This is a genomic window from Sneathiella litorea, from assembly GCF_009882915.1.
GTDB classification, from domain to species: domain Bacteria; phylum Pseudomonadota; class Alphaproteobacteria; order Sneathiellales; family Sneathiellaceae; genus Sneathiella; species Sneathiella litorea.
This window is the reverse complement of the sequence record NZ_WTUW01000009.1, coordinates 34,421-53,476: the sequence shown is the minus strand read 5'-3', so window position 1 is coordinate 53,476 and position 19,056 is coordinate 34,421. Positions and strand designations below refer to the sequence as shown.

The following is a 19,056-nucleotide window of genomic DNA, read 5'->3' as shown; positions in this document are numbered from 1 at the left end:
TCAGGCCGAAAACTCGTCGCGGATTTTCTGGTTATGCTCTCCAAGGGAAGGAATGGAACCGTATTTCCCTGTTTCGCCGGTGAGATGGACAGGCGAGGCAATGAGGTTTACGGGGCCTGCACCACTTTCAACTACAGTCCGTTCAAGCTGCGGATGATCTGAGAGATCAGCAACGCTGTTCAATGCGCCAAAGGCGATGCGGCCTTTCTGCAGTCGCTCGATCACCTCTGTTCGTGGCAATTGCCCGAAAATCTTGTCGATCTCGGCATTGAGGGCAGGGCGATTGGCGACGCGCTGTTCATTGGTGGCAAAGCGGGGATCGTCGGCAAGGGTGGGGTTTTGCAGGCCATGCTCGCAAAGATTTTGCCATTCCGTCTGGTTCTGGATGGAAATGACGACCGGACCGCCTTCCGCTGTCTCATAGGCTTCATAGGGCGCGATGGACGGATGGGAGAGTCCGCCGCGTCCCGGCGCTTTACCGCCATATTCCTGATGCAGCAGCGGAACCGTCATCCAGTCGGCCATGCCGGCGAACAGGGTTGATTTGACGGCGCGGCCCCGGCCGGTCCGGTCACGTTCATAAAGGGCTTCCAGCACGCCGACAAGGCCATGCATTCCGGCCGCGATATCGCATACCGAAACGCCGACACGGCCGGGCCCTTCTGGAGAGCCGGTGACCATGGCCAGGCCAGTCTCGCTCTGGACCAGCATGTCATAGGCCTTCATCTTGGCATACGGCCCGTCTTCTCCATAACCAGAGATATCGACGGTGATCAGGCGTGGATTGCGCGCCTGCAGCGTCTCGCAGTCAAGCCCATAACGCCCGACAACGCCCGGTGCGAGGTTCTGGATAAAGACATCCGCCTTGTCGATCATGCTTTTCAGAAGCGCGAGATCCTCGTCCTTCTTGATGTCGATCTGAACCGATTCCTTGCCCCGGTTGAGCCAGACGAAATAGGCGCTTTCGCCATTCACGACCGTATCATAGTTGCGGGCGAAATCCCCCTCTGGCCGTTCGACCTTGATAACACGTGCGCCGGCATCGGCAAGGCGGCAGGAGAGATAAGGGGCGGCAACTGCCTGTTCGAGAGAGATGACGAGAATACCGTCGAGAGGGCCGGACATATTAATCTTCTTCTTAATCTTGATTTGCGACTTTCTTATCTATGCCCCGCCTTGGAGATTTAATCAATAGGGGCAGCACATACCTAACCCGTCCAAATGGCGAGGGTCCGGCTGATATGGGCGTAGGGTGCTCCGCTTTCCTCATGCCAGCGGTTGAAAGCCTCCTGTACTGCGGCGCGGTCCTTCTTGGACGTGAGCTTGCCACTGCCCACGCCGAGTTGATTGAGTGCCGACACCACATCCGGCGTCATGATAAAGCCGTCCTTGCCCATCATTCTTACGAAATAGGGGCCCGAATTGCCACCAAGTTGTTTGAAGCGGGACTTGATGTCTTCATAAAGCCCGGTGATATCATCCAGCGGCCAGTCGGCGAGATAGTTACCTATAGATCCATATTCCTTTTCAAGCGCGACAAGGGCGAGTGCATTGTGATGGGTTGCCCTGATTTTTCCGAGATGGCGAATAATCGCCGTGTTATCCATCAACGCGGCAATATCATCCTCGCTCATGAAGGCGACCTTTGCCGGCTCAAAGTCGTGAAAAGCCTTCTCAAACGCGGGCCATTTAGTCCGGACCATCGTTTGGTTCAGGCCGGAGGAGAAGATGCGAAAACTCATGGCCGAGAAATACACTGCGGAGGGCGTATTGCGAATGTCCGCGTCGGATTTAAGCTCGGGCATCCGCGCGGCAAGCGCCTTTACACCACCGGCATTTTCTTCCGCGGTTGCGCGGATTTCTTCATATGAGATCATGGCGTCAATCATCCAATCCGTATAATCCTGTCCTTAAGGCAGAATACCGTCAGATGTCCTTTGCCGCTATGCTATAAATCCGGAGCGGGAAACAGGCAGTTCACGGATGCGTTCTCCCGACGCGGCGAAAATGGCGTTGGTCAGCGCGGGGGCGATAGGCGGTGTGCCGGGCTCGCCAACACCACCGAGCATCCGGCCGCTCGGTGCAAGATGAACCTCAATTTCCGGGCAGTTGGCAAGGCGGATCATTTCATAACCGGGGAAGTTGCTGTTGAGGACGGCGCCATCCTCAATCTCAATCTCTCCGAAGAGTGCTGCTGTGAGCCCGAAAATTATGCCGCTTTCCATTTGCGCCTTCACCGTATCGGGATTGACGACCGTGCCGCAATCAATGACGCAATAGACCTTATCTATCGTGATCTCCCGGTTATCGTTCAAGGTAATCTCAACGACCTGCCCGACAATGGAGGAGAAGGATTCATGCAGGGCCACGCCGCGTGCCCGGCCCTGGCCGAGCGGTGCAGACCAGTTGCTTACCTTCGCAAGCTGTTTCAACACATTAGTGAAATCCTGATGGTTCTCGAGATGGGCGAGGCGAAAATCGATAGGATCCGATTGCGCGGCATAGGCCATTTCATCCATGAAGGATTCAGTAAAAAAACCGTTGAAGGAGTGGCCGACGCTGCGCCAGAAACCAACCTCAATCGGCAATTTCACGGGGACATGTTCAACGATACGGTTGGCAAATTCATACGGGATATCCGCGGCACCCTCGCTTGTGGTGTTATCGGGCATATCCATTGTCGCCCAGGGGAGCAACCGCGCGGTGAAGGAGCCAGAGGTTGACTGGCTAACGATCCGGTTGGCCCAACTCGTTATCCTGCCATCCGGCCCGATGGCGCCCTCAAAACGGCTGACCGCCGCGGGGCGGAAGATGTCATGCTGGATATCATTTTCACGGGTCCAGAGGAGCTTGACCGGCTGGTTTTTCATTTCCTTGGCAATAGACACCGCCATGACAACCAGATCAATCTCTGATCTCCGACCGAAGCCCCCTCCCAGAAATGGCGTGTGTACAATGACATTCTCTGCCGGAACGTCGGCGATTTTCTCGGCGAACCACTTAATCAGGGTCGGGGCCTGGTTCGGCATCCAGATTTCAACGCCGTTCTCCGTCACCTTGGCCGTGCAGTTCATTGGCTCCATGCAGGCATGAGCAAGGTAAGGGACTTTGTATATTGCCTGTACAGGGGATTGTGCTTCATCTAATTCCCTGCGTGCCTCACCCGTTTCGGCGTAAACGCGCGCATCCTCACTCTTGAGGTTCTCTTCCAGAATGGCTAAAATACTTGCCGAGGAATATTCTTTTGCCGGACCATCATGGAAAGTTGCGGGGAGGGCCTCGACAGCCGTCTTGGCACGCCAGAAGCTGTTGGCGATGACCGCAACGCCGTTTTCGAAGGGCACGACTTTAAGGACACCCGGCATATCCTTGACCGCCGCTGCGTCATGATTTGCGAGAGTGCCCCCGAGGACTGGCGAGAGTTTTACTGCGGCATGGACCATCCCCTCAAGCTCTATATCAACGCCAAATTCAGCGGTTCCGTCGACTTTGGACGGAATGTCAAGGCGAGGCTGGGGCGTGCCGATAAGGGTGAATTCACTGCTTTTTTTCAGGACAGGATCTCGGGGAGGGGCCTCGGATGCGGCGAGTGCGATAAACTCCCCGAAGCGACCATTTTTACCAGTTCCTGTGTGGCTGATGATGCCGCTGTTTACCTTACATTCCGCCATGGGAACGTCCCATGTTCTGGCGGCGGCGGAGATAAGCATGGCTTTTGCGGTCGCCCCGGCCTGGCGCATAGGCATCCAGGCGTCGCGGACGGAGGTGCTGCCGCCAGTGGCCTGAACACCAAGGAAGCGGCCGATCTTGGTCATTCCCCAGGCGCCGATTGTGTCTTCCCCGTCATGATACCCGTCGGAGAAGGGGAGACTATCCTTCAGCATCGTGATATTGGCATATATGTCGGCGACCGGGGCCTGCTCCACCGTGACCTCTTCGAAATTTGCGTCCATTTCCTCGGCAACCAGCATGGCGAGTGCGGTGTATACGCCCTGACCCATTTCTGATCGGGGAATGGCAACAGTAACCAAGCCGTATTTGTCTACCTTTACCCAGGCATTCAGCGCTATTTCACCATCATCTGTCGTCGCGGAAAGGGCTGTGTTATCTGCTTCTCCATTGCGAAGGAACCCATAACCAACCGCGAGGCCACCACCAACCAAGGCACCGGCAACGAGAAACTTACGTCGGGAGAGGTTAAATCTGTTCATGTCAGTTTTCCCTCTTTAGCGCCGCGGCCCGCTTGATGGCTCTTTTAATTCGTGGATAGGTGCCACAGCGGCAAATATTCGTGATGCTTGTCTCAATTTCCTCATCGTTCGGGTTCGGGTTTTCCGCAAGCAGGGCAGAGACGGCCATGATCATGCCTGACTGGCAATATCCGCATTGCGGGACCTGTTCCTGGATCCAGGCTTGTTGAACCGGGCTGAGCGACCCGCCGCCGATGCCTTCAATTGTCGTGATCTGGGTGCCTACAGCCTCGGACACCGGATAGCTGCAGGATCGCACTGCCTCGCCATCAAGATGGACAGTACAGGCGCCACATGCCGCAATACCACAGCCGAATTTAGTGCCTTTCAGGCCAACGGTGTCCCGCAAGACCCAAAGAAGAGGGGTATCCTCCTCCACATCCACATCAAAGGGTTTTCCGTTGATATCAAGTCGCAGCATTTTCCCGCTCGCAGTCTATCAAGAGTAAATTGTCCCAGTTTGTTATATAGGGTGGTTTTTGTCAGTTCGGTAACGATAATTACTTATGTCCCGGCCGAGGGATCAGAGAAGGGCGCTGCGTAATGGGCAGGGATCAGGAGAAGTTTTCCTCAATCGCCCTTAGGAAAGCCGGGCCGTATTTCTCCTGCTTGCTCCGGCCGACGCCTTGAAGCTCCCCAAATGCTGATAAAGATTGTGGTTTAAGCTGTGCCATCTCGATCAGGGTTTTGTCGTGAAAAATCACATAGGGAGGAACGTTTTGCTCCTTCGCCAGGTTGAGCCGAACGGATTTAAGGTAATTAAAGAGTACCTCTTCCTGCTCATTCCCGAAATTGCGCGACGGGCCGGAAGTCGACTTTTCCTTCCGATGCCGGACCGGATTTTTCTTCAATTCCAGCTTGGTCTCTCCTTTAAGGACAGACCGGCAGTTCTCGTTGAGGGAGAGGCTACCATAGCCTTCGGTATCGATATTGAGGAGGCCAAGGGCCAACAACTGCCGCAGAATGGATTGCCAGTCGGCGCGAGAAAAGCCTTTTCCCACAGTATAGGTGCTGAGGCGATCATGGCCGAACTTCTTGATTTTGTCGGTATCGGCACCGAGCAGGATATCAATGATATGGCCTGCGCCAAACATCTCGCCGCTACGGTAGATACAGGAAAGGGCCATCTGTGCCGCCTCGGTTGCATCGAAAAGCGCCGGTGGCTCAAGGCAGTTGTCGCAGTTACCGCAGGCTTCCTGTGGGGTTTCGCCAAAATACTCGAGAAGAAGGCGACGTCGGCAGAGAGCGCTTTCGCAAAATTGCAGTAGGGATTCCAGCTTCCCGCGGTCAAGTTTCTGTTGTTGCAGGGTCTTGTCCGGATTCTGCATCAGGGATTTCAGCTTGGCCACATCCTGAAGCCCATAGGCGAGCCAGGCGTTGGCGGGCAGGCCGTCGCGTCCGGCGCGGCCGGTTTCCTGATAGTAGCTTTCCATGTTTTTCGGAAGATCCAGATGAGCAACGAAGCGCACATCCGGCTTATCTATCCCCATGCCAAAGGCAATGGTGGCGACAATGATAACCGCATCGTCTTTCAGGAACCGCGCCTGTGTTTCTCGCCGAACCTCCGGATCGAGGCCGGCATGATAGGGAAGGGCGATACGGCCTGTCGCAGCAATCTTTTTGGCGACCTGTTCAACTTTCCGTCGCGACATACAATAGACGATGCCGGCATCTGCGCCATGTTCCGCACCGATAAAGGAGAGAAGCTGAGACACACCGTTTGTTTTGGCCGTGAGGCGGTAGCGGATGTTCGGTCGGTCAAATCCGGCGCGGAAGATCTTTCCATAAGACAGGCCCAGCCGCTCGATAATATCCTTTTCCGTTGGCGCATCAGCGGTCGCGGTAAGTGCGAGGCGGGGCACATTTGGAAATGTCTCGGCCAATATCTCAAGGCGCAGGTATTCCGGGCGGAAATCATGCCCCCATTGGGAAACACAATGCGCCTCATCAATGGCGAAAAGCGAAATGTCACACCGCTTCAGCATATCGATAAATCCGCCTGAGAAAAGCCTCTCCGGTGCGATATAGAGAAGCTTGAGTTCGCCGTTTAAAAGGGCGGTTCGGACGGTCGCCTGCTCTTCCATGGAATGGGAGGAATTCAACGCAGCGGCGGCAACGCCAAGCTGTTGCAGTGCCTCAACCTGGTTTTGCATCAAGGCGATCAGCGGTGAGATGACAATTGCGGTTCCGTCCATGCAAAGCGCAGGTATCTGATAGCAGAGGGATTTTCCACCTCCGGTCGGCATCAGAACAAGGGCGTCCCGCTTGGCAATGATATGGTCAATAATCTGGGATTGCTCCCCGCGAAAGGCGGGATAACCAAAAACAGTGGAAAGAATTTTTGACGGGTTACGCGACATACCCCTTTATACAGCGATCCGCCCCACGATCAATGATCGAATGTCAGGGCAGTACACCGTTAATCGCGTTCCTCTGGCGTGATCCAGCCGCACTGCTTGAGCTGTTCCTTTAACGCCTGGATTTCAAGCGCTGCCTCGGCCAGCAGATGTTTGAGGCGTCGGTTCTCTTCATCAACCTTTTTCAGGCGATTAATCTCCTCCACACCGGTTTGTTCGGCACGTTTTTTCCAGCGGTATATCGTCGCCTTGGAAATATTGTGTTGCTTTGCCGCGTCTTCGACCGTCTGGCCTTCAGAGAGGTCATGAAGGATCAATTTGATCTCCTGCTGAGAATAGTATTTGCGTTCCATGAGACTGAACGTCCTTACATTAATGTTTCTATCTTGCCATTATGCCTCGCTTTTTCTGGCTCGGTATCTCGCCTTCAACTTCCGGCATTCCTACAGCCTCTATCCGTCTCCTATTGCTGTTTGCCGAGTTCATTGACGACAGCCTGGAGAGCTGCGAGGTTTTCCGGGATCGCGCTACCCGCGATCAGCTCTTGCGATGCTTTGGCGGCCGCGGCCGGGTCCGAGTTCAGGAGCTGCTTGGACGCTGCGATGGTAATGGCGTTATGAATGGAATAGCTGTGCTGTTGCTGGGAAATGACATTCTGTAGCGCCAGCCCGATTGTATGGGCCATTTGCTGATACAGTATGCCCATGGCCTCTGCGGGAGCATCCCCGAGAACGCTTAAATTTGTTTGTGCGATAGATCCTGTGATCTGGCTGTTTACATATGACTCTGACGTCATTGCCGCTCTCCTGCTCGTCTACTGGAAATTCCGGATTTTACGGGGGTATCTGGGCCTTATGTTTTCGGCGGTGTTTGCAGCGGGGCGGAGGGCGCCTTGGGCGGCATCCTATCCGCATGATGGCTGTGCCCGGCGCCATAGCCAGGCTCCGTCGCCACTAGATGCAGGTTACTTGATAATAATCCAGTCGTGCTGCGTGCAGCCGAGACGGCGGAAAGGGCTAAGAGAGAATTCAGGTTTTGCGCCGTGGAGGCGAGGCTGAGGCTGTACATGTTCTGCTGGTTCGAGACGGCGTTCTGGATTGACATGCCGACGGCCTGGGCATTGGTCTGGTATAAGGTCCCCAAGGATTGTGCGGGGGCAAGACCAATATTCATTGTGTTTGACTGGGTGATAGCATCTGTAATCTGGCTGTTCACCGATTTGACATGTTCCGATTTTCTGTGCGCTGTCATGGGATGATCCTGTCGTCAAAGTTGTCGGTGGGCCGAATATTGCGCCGATCCGGAAGAAAACAGGCCGGCGGCGCAATATTCGAAAAACCCTTGAGAAGGGCTGGCTTCTCAAGCTGTCGGGATTAAGTGTTAAATCTCGGGGCGTTGGGATTATTATTCTTGAAACTGGACAAGGCCCCTTTCAGGGAGGCCATTGTTTCCGCCACCGGATTTCCGCTTAAAATTTCCTGGGTCGCTTTACTCTCGGCCGCAACGTCCAGGGTATAAAGCATGGTTACGGCACCGGTTACAACCGCGGAATCGATGGAATTCTTATGCTGCTGATTGGCTACCATGTTCTGCATGGACATACCCGTTGACTGGGCCATCATCTGATACAGCATGCCCATTGATTCTGCGGGTGCATCGCCCAGAACCTTTACGTTCGTTTGTGTGACAGCATCCGTAATCTGGCTGTTCATCCAAGTGTTGTCCGCCATTATCTATCTCCTTTAGGTTTTGAATTGTAAGAAACTTCAAATCAGAATGCGCTTGTGGCAGCCTGAAGTGAGGAGAGGGCCTCGGCGACCGGATTACCCCCGAGAATCTCGGATGTTGCTTTCGCATCTGCTGCGGTCGACATCGCGTACAGGACATTCGTACCCTGCGTCGTGATGGCAAGATCGACTGAGTTGGCGCCCTGCTGGTTCGAAATAGCATTCTGCATACTGGCGCCAACGACCTGGGCAAAGACCTGATAGGCATTCGCCATAGCGATCGCGGGCGCATCCCCCAATATGCTAACATTGGCTTGGGTAACGGAGTCGGTTATCTGGGCATTGACTGGTGTATCCCCTGGCATGGGTCATTCTCCTTTAAAAATCAGGTGTATAGTCCTGTTAAGTGGATTGTTAGGTTTCTGTTTTCTGTTCAGATTGCGCTTTCTTCAATTCAACAATGATAGCCTGAAGCGCCGAGACTATTTCTGCGTTAACGTTGCCAGACAGGATCTCCTGTGAGGCCTTAGCTTCAACGGAGGCGTCCATGCTAAAAAGCATTGCGATCCCCTGACTGACGATGGCGTTGTCGATGGTGTTCATGCTCTGCTGGTTCGCAACTGCGTTTTGCATGGAAACACCGACGGATTGCGCCATTAGCTGGTAAACTGTTCCCATCGACTGGGCGGGCGCACCGCCGATCACAGTCAGGTTGGATTGTGTGATGGCATCGGTAATCTGACTGTTGACGGGTATGTCGTTTGCCATTGATTAATCCTCTTTCGTTCCTGTCAGTGTCGAGTGAAAGGATGTTTCCTCTTTCATTGTGCTGAAGACGACGGCCTGTGAGAAAATGTGACGCGGGGATGAGATTTTCTTCTCCCATTTGCGAAATCTCTCAATTGTCGTGCGACAGGTTGAACCGCCGGACAATATGTCTAGAAAGCTTTTGAGGAACCTGATCTTTATATTCAGATAGTAATGAGAATCCCGGAATTTGGCGGGTTGCGAGGATAGTAACGACGTATTTCGATGAACACTATTTTCTACAATAGTCGCGAGAAAATGGTTCAACAGGATGAATGGCAAGAGCCTAAAGTATAGAAATATCGGAAATCTTATGATCGATGCCGAAAGGCAGCAGGCGTACTGGCAGGGCATACCTGTCAAGACAACTAACCCATAAAAACCAGCCGCCCGGTATGCCGGCAGGGCGTTCAATGCCCTGCCGGATAACGGTATTATCCGCCCATTTGTTTGACGATCTTCTCCATCGCAACTGCTGTTGCCGCGACCGCATCGGCGGTGATGCCGGCGATTTCCTGACTTGTTTGGGAGGCAAGCGCTGATCCCCCTGCACTGGTTACCGCATTCAGGCTGGTTACTGCCGCCTGGGTTTGGGCATTCAGGGCCTGGGTAATTGCGGCGGTTTGCGCGTTATAGGATTCACCGATAGTTGCTTTTTGTGCGGAAATAGAAACTGCTTCCGCATTTTTAAGGGCGGTGAGGGCAGCGGCGCCGGCGTTGGTGACGCTGTTCATCATGTTTGAATTTGCCGTCGCATTTTCAAGCGCGAGGCCAGAAGAATGGGCAGCGAATTGATAGAGAAGACCCATTGCAAATTGTGCGGAGTCCTCGATTTTTGCCGGTGTGGTGCCGGAATTTCCCCCGGGGGTAGTAGAAGCCATGATAGATATCCAGTATGTATAATTTTAAAAAATAATTTCAGGAAGAATGCGTACTTAAAGTTGTAAAAAATATAATTAGACGATTTATGTTGCTGTTGTATCCGTAGCGGCGGAGTCGTCAGACATTTCTGTCGTACCGGACGCGGGTGTTGTCGTATCATCCTTATTCTTTGTTTTAGATTGAGCAGGACTTTCGTCAGCAGGTGAGGTGGGTTCACCCGTCGGGTTGGTGGTGAGGATTAAAAGTTTTTGCAAATAATTCAGACGCTCATTGGGAGTCATTTTCTCAATCTGGTCCGCCATACCATTTCGAAGAAGACCGGTGGCCCCGGCAGCTGCGGCGGCAGCACCCAGAATATTCAGGTGCTGCTGGTTGCTCACAGCGTTATGCGCCATCATTCCGGTAGCATGAGACAAATTCAGGTACATTGCTGCCATTGATTTGGATGTAGAGCTTCCTATTAATATTTCATTAGTTGATAAGATCGAATTTAATATTTGATCATCTGTATTTGAATTTCCCATTATTATATTCCTGTCATAAAAAACCTAATATAATTAAGTAAATAAATATTAATAAATAAATTTCAAATTTAAATATTAATAATAATTCATATGTGTGAATTAAATAGTAAAAACTATTTAAAATTTACTTTACTTCATACACTCGTATATAATATATAAAAAATAAGAATTACACTTTAAAAGTGAAAAATCGCCCCCAAATGAAATGAGAGAAAGCGGGTGGCATAAAAAGAATGGTCACCCTTAGTTCAGTTTTGTTTTCCATTAATTCAAATCTTCTAGGGGGTCGCTGTGAATCCGCTCAGGCAAGAAACTATACCCAAAACCCAACTTTCCAACTCAGATTCCCCCACCAGGTCCAGCCTGTCTTTATCCGTTACAACGCTACAAACAGAAATTCCCGCGTTAGATCCCGCCATTGATGCTGGCTCCGAAAATCCTTTGGTTGATGAAAAAAATAGTGCCTGCCTTGAAGATTTCTGGTCCGCGTGGCACTCTCATAGGGAGTATTTAATAAGGCTTAGCATGATTTGGATGAATGTAAGCGCGGAGGATGCGGAAGATGCCTTTAGCGACGCTACAATCCGGGCCTATGAGAAGTATGCGGCCCATGCGTCCCAGATCAGCAATGAGAGAGCCTGGTTTGCCCGTTTACTTCATAACATCTGTATCGATAAACATCGTGCCAATAAACGTCTGCGAAATCTCTATGACAAGGTGAAGGAAGTTAATTCTGTTGATATGGCGGCATTTGATATTCGGTATCAGACACCGGAAGGCAACTTGTTGAATTCAGAACTTAGTCGGCGATTACGGGCAGCCATTGAAAATCTTCCCGATCGGTTAAAGGCGCCGGTTATTCTCCGCCTGGTTCAAGGGGAAGAGTATGACGATATTGCGCAAGCGCTTGGTATTACAAATGATAATGTCCGTAAAAGGGTACAGCAGGGCCGGAGCCTCCTGCGTGATAGTCTTAAAAGCCTCAAGGAGTAACTGATCCGGGGTTGGGGGAATAGAATATTTTTTATTCCCTATCGACAGGCACTGGGAAAATCGGGTAACGATATTGTTGAGTACTTTCGGCTGTACGCCGTTCTCAAGTAGCTGGGGAGCTATTTTCAATGACAGAAGGTATCGTTCTGCGTGACGACCGCGCGGACACTTCGCCCATTGTATCGGACGAGGTAAAATACACGACTTGCTATATGTGCGCCTGCCGTTGCGGGATAAAAGTGCATCTCAAAGACAACAAGATCCGCTATATTGAGGGGAACCCGGATCACCCGGTCAATAAAGGCGTTCTCTGCGCCAAGGGTTCTGCCGGGATCATGCAGCAGAATTCCCCGGCAAAACTTCAAAAGCCGCTCCTCCGTGTGGGCGAGCGGGGCGAGGGAAAATTCAAGGAAATCGAATGGGAAGAGGCGCTTGACCTTGCGGCGGGCTGGCTCAAGGATGTGCGCGCGGATGATCCATCGAAGCTCGCCTTCTTTACCGGCCGTGATCAGTCCCAGAGCTTTACCGGCTGGTGGGCAAAGCAGTATGGCACCCGTAATTTTGCCGCCCACGGCGGGTTCTGTTCCGTCAATATGGCAGCGGCAGGTCTTTACAGCATTGGCGGGTCTTTTTGGGAGTTTGGCGAGCCGGACTGGGACCTGACGAAATATTTCCTGATGTTCGGCGTGGCGGAGGATCATGACTCCAACCCCATCAAGATCGGTCTTGGTAAGCTGAAAACACGTGAGGATGCGAAATTCGTGTCCGTCAATCCGGTCCGGAGCGGTTATTCCGCCATCGCCGATGAATGGGTCGGCATCACACCCGGCACTGATGGCCTGTTCGTCATGGCGATTATTCATGAGCTGCTCCGTGCAGAGAAAATCGACTGGGAGTATCTGAAGCGCTATACAAATGCATCATGGCTGGTCATTCAGGCAGAGGGCGAGGCGGATAACGGTCTTTTTGCACGGGATGCGACCGGCACGGCCCTGATTGCGACCCCGTCGGGCAAGCTGCTTCCGAACAGTGACCGGAAAGCCGATCCGGCGCTCGTCGGGACCTATACGCTTCCCTCCGGACAGACGGCGGTTCCCGCGTTTCAGTTGATGGCGGCGCGGTATCTGGATGAGAAGTATTCTCCCGACGCTGTCGCGGAAAAAACAGGGATCAAGGCGGCGACCATCCGGCGGATTGCGGCAGAGATAGCCGAAGTCGCCTTCGAGCAGGAGATCGAGCTCGATATCCCCTGGACAGACTGGGCTGGCCGGCGCCAGGAGAAAATGATCGGACGCCCGGTCTCCATGCATGCGATGCGCGGGATATCGGCGCATTCCAACGGCTTTCACACCTGCCGCGCCATTCACCTATTACAGATGATCCTGGGTTCGATTGATGTGCCCGGCGGTTTCCGGCACAAGCCTCCGTATCCGAAACCCTGTCCGCCGGGCCCGACCCCCGCAGGAAAGGAAACCCAGGCGAATACGCCGCTTGACGGTATGCCGCTCGGTTTTCCGAAGGGCCCCGCGGATTTGCTGGTGGATGACGCGGGGAACCCCAAACGGATAGACAAAGCCTATAGCTGGGAATATCCGCTTTCGGCCCATGGCCTGATGCATAGTGTGATCCATAATGCCTGGGCGGGCGATCCGCAGGAAATCGATGTCCTGTTCATGTATATGGCCAATATGGGCTGGAACAGCTCGATGAATGTGCCGGACACGATCCGCTACCTTACGGATAAGAAGCCGGATGGCAGTTATAAAATTCCGAAAATCATTTATTCCGATGCCTATTCGTCTGAAACTGTGGCTTACGCCGACCTGGTGCTGCCGGATACGACCTATCTGGAACGCTGGGACTGTATTTCGCTGCTGGATCGGCCGATTTCCTCGGCCCATGGGGCGGCGGATGCCATTCGACAGCCTGTTGTGACCCTTGATCGTGATGTCCGGCCGTTTCAGGACGTCCTGCTGGAACTCGGCGTCATGCTGGAACTTCCCGGCATAGCAGCGGAAGACGGATCAGCGCTTTATCCCGGTGGCTATGCGGAATATATGGTCCGTCATGAACGCACGCCTGATACCGGACCACTGGGGGGCTGGCGCGGTGAAGACGGAACGGGGCAGGGACGCGGAGCGCCCAACATGAAGCAGCTGGACGCCTATATCGCTAATGGCTGTTTCTGGGAGAAGAAATTCACGCCAGAACAGTCCTATTACAAGTTCGCCAACAAATCCTATCTGGAGGAGGCCGTCCATATGGGCTGGCTTGCCATGCCGGGACAGGTGATGATGGAAATTTATTCTGAAACACTGCAGAAATTCCGTCTTGCGGCTCAAGGCTTTGGCGATCTGCAACCGCCCGATCATTTGCGCCCGCGTATTGATACCTTCTTCGATCCGATGCCGATCTGGTATTCCGCGCTTGAGGAAGAAGGTCTCCCGCAGGAGGAGTTCCCGCTTCATGCCGTAACTCAGCGGCCCATGCATATGTACCACAGCTGGGGCGGCCAGAATGCCTGGCTTCGTCAGATAACGGCGCGCAACCCATTGTTTATACATGCGGAGACCGCGAAGGCGAAAGGCATCGCGGATGGCGACTGGCTCTGGGTAACCTCGCCCCATGGCAGGGTGAAGGCGCAGGCAAAGCTGATGCAGGGGGTCAACCCGCATACAGTCTGGACCTGGAACGCGATTGGCAAGCGCAAAGGCGCCTGGAACTTGAAGGATGACGCGCCAGAGGCCACAAAGGGCTTTTTGCTGAACCATATTATTTCCCAACTGCTACCCGCGCGGGAGGATGGTTATCGTTACTCCAACTCCGATCCGGTGACGGGGCAGGCAGCCTGGTATGACCTGCGTGTAAAAGTCGAGAAATGCGCGGCGGATGAATATGGGGAAACAGAGCCGATGCTCGACCCGCAGGATCATTTCGGCCTTCCAGAACCGACAGAGCTATTACGATACGGTGCAGATCTCAAGGGCGAGGCGAGTGATCTAGAGCCCGTGCCTATGAAGGACTGGATCGGCAACCGAGAGGAAAATGCCGGGCAGAAAAGTGGTATCAAACCCGGACACGGCAATCAGCTTGCCGACGAAGCTGGGAAGGAAAAAGAATGACCTCACTTCCAATAAATCCGCCGAAAAAGAAACTCGGCCTTGTTATCGATCTTGATATCTGCGTCGGCTGTCATGCTTGCGCCGTGAACTGCAAGGAATGGAACTCCGGCGGGCATTCTGCCCCGATGACCGATACGGAACCTTATGGCGCGGACCCGACAGGGGTCTGGTTCAACCGTATCCATAGTTTTGAAGTGGAGAATGAGGAAACCGGCGGTCGGACGGTCCATTTCCCGAAAAGCTGCCTGCATTGCGACGATGCGCCCTGCGTCACCGTTTGCCCAACGGGTGCGTCCTACAAGCGCGAAGAGGACGGCATCGTGCTTGTCAATGCGGATCATTGCATCGGCTGCAAGCTCTGTTCCTGGGCCTGCCCCTATGGCGCGCGAGAGTATGACGAGGATGCGGGTGTGATGAAGAAATGCACCCTTTGTGTCGATAAAATCTATAATCCGAACCTGCCCGAGGAATCCCGCGTTCCAGCCTGTGTGTCGACCTGTCCCGCGGGTGCCCGCTCCTTCGGGGATTTGGGCGATCCTGAGTCGGATGTCAGCAAGCTGGTCGCCAAACGTGGCGGTTATGACCTGATGCCGGAGCAGGAATGTAAGCCCACCAATAAGTATCTGCCGCCGCGGCCCAAGAAGCTGGGCGAAGACAGACCGGTGCCTGAGCTTACACCGGTCGCCGACAGCTCCGCTGGCGTTATTGCCCGCTGGGTCGACAAGTTTCTTTCCGCGTAAACAGAGGCCACGATGCATCCGGCAAAATCAGTTATTTTCTTCACCACAGCATCCGGCGCGGGATATGGGCTTTTAGCCCTGCTGATCGCGGGCAATATTCTGGGGATAATGCCAGTGGACTTCTGGCTGGCATTCACCGGCTATGCGGTAAGCTATGTGCTGATCACCGGCGGGCTTCTCTCGTCCACCTTTCATTTGGGTCATCCAGAGAGGGCCTGGCGCGCCCTGACTCAATGGCGGTCTTCCTGGCTCAGCCGGGAAGGGGTGATGGCTATCCTGACCTTCATTCCCACGGGGCTCTATGCGCTTCATCAACTCTTTTTTGCCGACATCCTGCAAGGCTTGATGGGAATAGTCGGTGTTGTTGGCATAATTTCCTGTGTCATTACAGTTTATTGCACGGCGATGATCTATGCGAGCCTGAAGCCCATTCATGCCTGGTCGAACGGCTATGTTCCGGCGGGGTATCTTCTCCTCGCCCTGATGAGTGGACTAGTCCTTCTCAACGGCCTGCTGGCGGTATGGGGAGGGACGGTTGCGCTGTTGCAGTTGGTGACGCTGTTGATCCTCGGTCTGGGGGTTGCATGGAAGGTTGCCTACTGGCGGTTTCTGGATAGCAGCCAAAGTATTTCTACGCCCGAAAGTGCAACAGGGCTTGGGGAGTTTGGCTCGGTAAAACTGTTTGAGGCGCCGCATACCGAAGCGAACTATCTGATGAAGGAAATGGGCTTCAAGATTGCCCGGAAACATGCGGCCAAACTTCGGCTGATTACCGTTGTGGCGGCTTTTGCCCTGCCGTTCTTCCTGATCCTGATCAGCCTGATGATGGGGGGCGTCCTGTCCTTGATCGCGGTCATTTTGGCAGTTTTGGCCTCGGTCGTCGGGATTGTTGCGGAACGCTGGCTCTTTTTTGCGGAAGCCCGGCACACAGTCGGCCTCTATTACGGTGCGTCCCGCGCATAAAAAAAAGGCCGGATAAAACCGGCCTTTCCTTATTCTTATTGCCACTGACTATCAGCCAGCGCGTTTAAATTTCTGCTGGCGAGCATTTGTACGTTTATTCGCCGCATTTGCAGACGAATTTCCGGGTTTGCCAGACTTAAATCCCGGTTTGCCTTTATTCTTACTGACGGTATTCTTCGGGCGTTTGCGAAATGGTTTAACATCGCCCGTTGGTAGTTTGTCACGCCTGGCGCCCGCAGGAGGTCCATTTCGCCGCGAACGATGCTTCTTCTGTTCGGGTTTGGCCGTTGGTGCGGGGAAGGGATGATCTTCATCGATACGTACCTTTTGCTTGATGGTTTGTTCAATATTTCTCAGCAGGTTGCGCTCACGCGGCTCGCAGATTGAAATAGCGATACCGGTTGCCCCGGCGCGTCCTGTCCGGCCGACGCGATGGATATAGTTCTCGGCTTCCATCGGCAGGTCATAATTGATGACATGGGTAATGCCATTGATGTCAATCCCACGCGCGGCGACATCCGTAGCCACCAGGATTGAAAAGCGACCGTTCTTGAAAGAGCGAAGCGTACGTTCACGGGCGCGCTGATGGAGGTCGCCATGAATAGCCGCAGTTTTGATGCCCTCGACCTCTGCCTCGATTTCCTCGGCGAGCTTGTCTGCGGTTGCCTTGGTGCGAACGAAGACAATGGCCCGCTCCTTATCGCCCAGGCCAAGAAGGTGCATCAGCAGGTCTTTCTTGTCATGCCCGCGCACCATAAGGACCGAATGGTCGATGGTCTCGGCAACAGCGGTCTTGCGCTGTACCTCGACGAATTCGGGATCCGTCAGGAGTTTTTCAGAAAGGCGCTTGATGCCGGCACTCATGGTCGCCGAGAACATCACTGTCTGATGCTCTTCAGGTAACTTTTCCGCAATGAAATTGACGTCATCGATAAACCCCATGTCCATCATGCGGTCCGCTTCATCAAGGATAAGTGTCTCCACGTTATCCAACTGCACGGTGCCGCGTTTCATATGGTCCATCATGCGGCCCGGTGTCGCGATGAGGATATCAACACCGCGCGAAAGCTGCTGTAGCTGCGGGCCATAAGGCGCGCCGCCATAAACAACTGTGTGAAAGAGTTTCATGCCGCGCGTAAAGACGCGGATACAGAGCCCGATCTGGTGGGCAAGTTCCCGTGTTGGCGCAAGGATAACGGCTGTTGGCCGGTTCGGTTTCGGCTTGCGGCGCTCATGCTGAAGGCGCTGCAGAAGTGGGAGCACAAACGCGGCTGTCTTGCCACCGCCGGTTTCGGCAATGCCCATCAGGTCGCGCCCTTCCATGAGAGCCGGAATGCTCTGCATCTGGATTTGCGTTGGTGTGGTAAAACCCTGTTTGTCGATGGCACGCAAAAGCGGCCCAACCAGGTTGAGCTCGGTAAACTCGGTCATAGAATATAAGTCCTCAAAAAAACAAAATCGTCGTCGCCGCTTGGTGCAGGGCAACATAAAGGCCAAAAAAGGTGAGAACCGTGCCTCCTTGACCTACGTGCGTGTCCCCTGTAGGAGAGGCCCTCGCTGTCAGCAACGCATTTGCGCTGTGGAAATACTGTTCATATACCTGATGATTGGTTTCAACGGCATTTTCACCGTCAGCACCAGATGCCAATGTAAAAAAACATTGTGCGTTGCTCATATGCGCAGATTTGCCCTTAATGTCAAGAATATATAAGGGCTATAGTTAATTGCGCGGAAATCGAAAATGTCCTTGATTTCCAGCTTTTATTGACGTTAACAGTCACTTACTATGAACGCAGACTAAATGAAGAAATCGCCATGGCCTAAAGTCTTGGCGACAAAAGGGGTATTTATGGATTTACAAGAAATAACGGACGAACTTGTCCTTATAGTCACGCAATATGGACTCGACGTGATCGGCGCGTTGGTGATCTTGCTGATCGGCTATATCGTGTCGAAGCGGGTGCCGACTATGTTAACGAACATAATGAACAAGCGCGGCATCGATCCAACGGTGAGCGGTTTCCTGGGTAGCTTGACACGCTTTGTTATCCTTGCGATCACCCTGCTTCTGGTGCTGGCGCAGTTTGGGGTTCAGACGGCAAGCCTGATCGCGGTTCTGGGTGCGGCAGGCCTTGCCATCGGTCTTGCACTACAGGGCACGCTTAGCAATGTCGCGGGCGGCGTGATGTTGCTGATCTTCCGGCCAATGAAAGTGGGCCAGTATGTTGAAGTTGCCGGTCATGGCGGCACGGTCAAGTCCATCAGCCTGTTTACGACCGAATTGGCGACACCGGATAATGTACAGGTCATCATTCCCAATGGCTCGGTCTGGGGCAGTGCGATCCGGAATATCAGCTTTCATCCCACGCGGCGGATGGATCTGGTCATGGGTATTGCCTATGAGGATGATATCGACAAAGCGCGCGACATCATGCTCCGGTTGATCGAGGCAGACGAACGGTCTCATAAAGATCCTGCGCCTCTGGTCGAGATTGCGGAATTGGCCGACAGCTCGGTTAATTTTACCGTACGTGTCTGGTGCGATAGCGGAAATTATTTCCCGCTCAAATTCGCGTTAACCAAGGCGATCAAGCAGGCGTTTGACAAGGAAGGAATTTCTATTCCTTATCCACAACGCGATGTTCACCTGATCAAGCAGGACTGAACAGAGCTAGAGATAACTAAGCCGCT

At 53.4% G+C, this 19,056-nt stretch carries 20 protein-coding genes; 5 read left to right on the top strand and 15 right to left on the bottom strand.

Features of this window, described 5'->3' with window-relative positions; translation table 11 throughout:
• The 13 genes from GQE98_RS14250 to GQE98_RS14190 form a co-directional block, all read right to left on the bottom strand.
• Window positions 1-1,125, bottom strand: coding sequence for a CaiB/BaiF CoA transferase family protein (locus GQE98_RS14250; RefSeq protein ID WP_161316386.1), 1,125 nt, complete (start codon window positions 1,123-1,125; stop codon window positions 1-3).
• An 83-nt stretch (window positions 1,126-1,208) separates the two neighbouring features.
• Complete coding sequence (locus GQE98_RS14245; protein ID WP_161316385.1) at window positions 1,209-1,877, bottom strand: DNA-3-methyladenine glycosylase I; 669 nt, start codon at window positions 1,875-1,877, stop codon at window positions 1,209-1,211.
• A gap of 66 nt (window positions 1,878-1,943) precedes the next feature.
• Complete coding sequence (locus GQE98_RS14240; protein ID WP_161316384.1) at window positions 1,944-4,211, bottom strand: xanthine dehydrogenase family protein molybdopterin-binding subunit; 2,268 nt, start codon at window positions 4,209-4,211, stop codon at window positions 1,944-1,946.
• Between the two features lies 1 nt (window position 4,212).
• Window positions 4,213-4,671: a (2Fe-2S)-binding protein gene (locus GQE98_RS14235; protein WP_161316383.1), complete on the bottom strand. Its 459-nt coding sequence runs from the start codon at window positions 4,669-4,671 to the stop codon at window positions 4,213-4,215.
• Between the two features lie 133 nt (window positions 4,672-4,804).
• A complete protein-coding gene (gene recQ / locus GQE98_RS14230; protein ID WP_161316382.1) occupies window positions 4,805-6,610 on the bottom strand; it encodes a DNA helicase RecQ in 1,806 nt (601 codons plus the stop codon).
• 59 nt (window positions 6,611-6,669) lie between these two features.
• Entirely contained in the window at window positions 6,670-6,960 is a 291-nt protein-coding gene (locus GQE98_RS14225) for a transposase (protein ID WP_161316381.1), read from the bottom strand.
• 110 nt (window positions 6,961-7,070) lie between these two features.
• Entirely contained in the window at window positions 7,071-7,403 is a 333-nt protein-coding gene (locus GQE98_RS14220; RefSeq protein ID WP_161316380.1) for a RebB family R body protein, read from the bottom strand.
• A 56-nt stretch (window positions 7,404-7,459) separates the two neighbouring features.
• Window positions 7,460-7,858 (bottom strand): RebB family R body protein, encoded by a 399-nt coding sequence (locus GQE98_RS14215; RefSeq protein WP_161316379.1) that lies wholly within the window; start codon window positions 7,856-7,858, stop codon window positions 7,460-7,462.
• A 122-nt stretch (window positions 7,859-7,980) separates the two neighbouring features.
• Window positions 7,981-8,337 (bottom strand): RebB family R body protein, encoded by a 357-nt coding sequence (locus GQE98_RS14210; protein WP_161316378.1) that lies wholly within the window; start codon window positions 8,335-8,337, stop codon window positions 7,981-7,983.
• Between the two features lie 41 nt (window positions 8,338-8,378).
• Window positions 8,379-8,699 (bottom strand): RebB family R body protein, encoded by a 321-nt coding sequence (locus tag GQE98_RS14205; protein WP_161316377.1) that lies wholly within the window; start codon window positions 8,697-8,699, stop codon window positions 8,379-8,381.
• 49 nt (window positions 8,700-8,748) lie between these two features.
• The gene (locus GQE98_RS14200) at window positions 8,749-9,102 is read right to left on the bottom strand and encodes a RebB family R body protein (RefSeq protein WP_161316376.1); all 354 of its coding nucleotides are present in this window, start codon (window positions 9,100-9,102) and stop codon (window positions 8,749-8,751) included.
• Between the two features lie 473 nt (window positions 9,103-9,575).
• A complete protein-coding gene (locus GQE98_RS14195; protein WP_161316375.1) occupies window positions 9,576-10,022 on the bottom strand; it encodes a RebB family R body protein in 447 nt (148 codons plus the stop codon).
• An 84-nt stretch (window positions 10,023-10,106) separates the two neighbouring features.
• On the bottom strand, window positions 10,107-10,547 hold the full coding sequence (locus GQE98_RS14190) for a RebB family R body protein (protein ID WP_161316374.1): 441 nt from the start codon (window positions 10,545-10,547) through the stop codon (window positions 10,107-10,109).
• Window positions 10,548-10,838: 291 nt separating this feature from the next.
• On the opposite strand from GQE98_RS14190, the gene GQE98_RS14185 reads away from it, so the two are divergent.
• The 4 genes from GQE98_RS14185 to GQE98_RS14170 all read left to right on the top strand — a co-directional run bounded on the left by GQE98_RS14185 (window position 10,839) and on the right by GQE98_RS14170 (window position 16,365).
• The gene (locus GQE98_RS14185) at window positions 10,839-11,540 is read left to right on the top strand and encodes an RNA polymerase sigma factor (RefSeq protein WP_343044222.1); all 702 of its coding nucleotides are present in this window, start codon (window positions 10,839-10,841) and stop codon (window positions 11,538-11,540) included.
• A gap of 128 nt (window positions 11,541-11,668) precedes the next feature.
• Window positions 11,669-14,662 carry a molybdopterin oxidoreductase family protein gene (locus GQE98_RS14180; protein WP_161316372.1) on the top strand — a complete coding sequence of 998 codons (2,994 nt, stop codon included), beginning with the start codon at window positions 11,669-11,671 and terminating at the stop codon, window positions 14,660-14,662.
• A complete protein-coding gene (locus tag GQE98_RS14175; protein ID WP_161316371.1) occupies window positions 14,659-15,402 on the top strand; it encodes a 4Fe-4S dicluster domain-containing protein in 744 nt (247 codons plus the stop codon). Before GQE98_RS14180 ends, GQE98_RS14175 begins: the two co-directional genes overlap by 4 nt.
• 12 nt (window positions 15,403-15,414) lie before the next feature.
• The gene (locus tag GQE98_RS14170; RefSeq protein WP_161316370.1) at window positions 15,415-16,365 is read left to right on the top strand and encodes a dimethyl sulfoxide reductase anchor subunit family protein; all 951 of its coding nucleotides are present in this window, start codon (window positions 15,415-15,417) and stop codon (window positions 16,363-16,365) included.
• A gap of 51 nt (window positions 16,366-16,416) precedes the next feature.
• Here GQE98_RS14170 and GQE98_RS14165 read toward each other — a convergent pair whose 3' ends face one another.
• A complete protein-coding gene (locus GQE98_RS14165) occupies window positions 16,417-17,796 on the bottom strand; it encodes a DEAD/DEAH box helicase (protein WP_161316369.1) in 1,380 nt (459 codons plus the stop codon).
• Between the two features lie 13 nt (window positions 17,797-17,809).
• Complete coding sequence (locus tag GQE98_RS14160) at window positions 17,810-18,040, bottom strand: hypothetical protein (protein ID WP_161316368.1); 231 nt, start codon at window positions 18,038-18,040, stop codon at window positions 17,810-17,812.
• A gap of 174 nt (window positions 18,041-18,214) precedes the next feature.
• On the opposite strand from GQE98_RS14160, the gene GQE98_RS14155 reads away from it, so the two are divergent.
• The gene (locus tag GQE98_RS14155) at window positions 18,215-19,030 is read left to right on the top strand and encodes a mechanosensitive ion channel family protein (RefSeq protein ID WP_161316367.1); all 816 of its coding nucleotides are present in this window, start codon (window positions 18,215-18,217) and stop codon (window positions 19,028-19,030) included.
• Window positions 19,031-19,056: the final 26 nt, after the last annotated feature.

Bases quoted from the DNA above. Each gene is read 5' to 3' on its own strand.
- GQE98_RS14250 (WP_161316386.1), bottom strand. From the start codon at position 1,125: ATGTCCGGCCCTCTCGACGGTATTCTCGTCATCTCTCTCGAACAGGCA.
- GQE98_RS14245 (WP_161316385.1), bottom strand. From the start codon at position 1,877: ATGATCTCATATGAAGAAATCCGCGCAACCGCGGAAGAAAATGCCGGT.
- GQE98_RS14240 (WP_161316384.1), bottom strand. From the start codon at position 4,211: ATGAACAGATTTAACCTCTCCCGACGTAAGTTTCTCGTTGCCGGTGCC.
- GQE98_RS14235 (WP_161316383.1), bottom strand. From the start codon at position 4,671: ATGCTGCGACTTGATATCAACGGAAAACCCTTTGATGTGGATGTGGAG.
- recQ (WP_161316382.1), bottom strand. From the start codon at position 6,610: ATGTCGCGTAACCCGTCAAAAATTCTTTCCACTGTTTTTGGTTATCCC.
- GQE98_RS14225 (WP_161316381.1), bottom strand. From the start codon at position 6,960: ATGGAACGCAAATACTATTCTCAGCAGGAGATCAAATTGATCCTTCAT.
- GQE98_RS14220 (WP_161316380.1), bottom strand. From the start codon at position 7,403: ATGACGTCAGAGTCATATGTAAACAGCCAGATCACAGGATCTATCGCA.
- GQE98_RS14215 (WP_161316379.1), bottom strand. From the start codon at position 7,858: ATGACAGCGCACAGAAAATCGGAACATGTCAAATCGGTGAACAGCCAG.
- GQE98_RS14210 (WP_161316378.1), bottom strand. From the start codon at position 8,337: ATGGCGGACAACACTTGGATGAACAGCCAGATTACGGATGCTGTCACA.
- GQE98_RS14205 (WP_161316377.1), bottom strand. From the start codon at position 8,699: ATGCCAGGGGATACACCAGTCAATGCCCAGATAACCGACTCCGTTACC.
- GQE98_RS14200 (WP_161316376.1), bottom strand. From the start codon at position 9,102: ATGGCAAACGACATACCCGTCAACAGTCAGATTACCGATGCCATCACA.
- GQE98_RS14195 (WP_161316375.1), bottom strand. From the start codon at position 10,022: ATGGCTTCTACTACCCCCGGGGGAAATTCCGGCACCACACCGGCAAAA.
- GQE98_RS14190 (WP_161316374.1), bottom strand. From the start codon at position 10,547: ATGGGAAATTCAAATACAGATGATCAAATATTAAATTCGATCTTATCA.
- GQE98_RS14180 (WP_161316372.1), top strand. From the start codon at position 11,669: ATGACAGAAGGTATCGTTCTGCGTGACGACCGCGCGGACACTTCGCCC.
- GQE98_RS14175 (WP_161316371.1), top strand. From the start codon at position 14,659: ATGACCTCACTTCCAATAAATCCGCCGAAAAAGAAACTCGGCCTTGTT.
- GQE98_RS14170 (WP_161316370.1), top strand. From the start codon at position 15,415: ATGCATCCGGCAAAATCAGTTATTTTCTTCACCACAGCATCCGGCGCG.
- GQE98_RS14165 (WP_161316369.1), bottom strand. From the start codon at position 17,796: ATGACCGAGTTTACCGAGCTCAACCTGGTTGGGCCGCTTTTGCGTGCC.
- GQE98_RS14160 (WP_161316368.1), bottom strand. From the start codon at position 18,040: ATGAGCAACGCACAATGTTTTTTTACATTGGCATCTGGTGCTGACGGT.
- GQE98_RS14155 (WP_161316367.1), top strand. From the start codon at position 18,215: ATGGATTTACAAGAAATAACGGACGAACTTGTCCTTATAGTCACGCAA.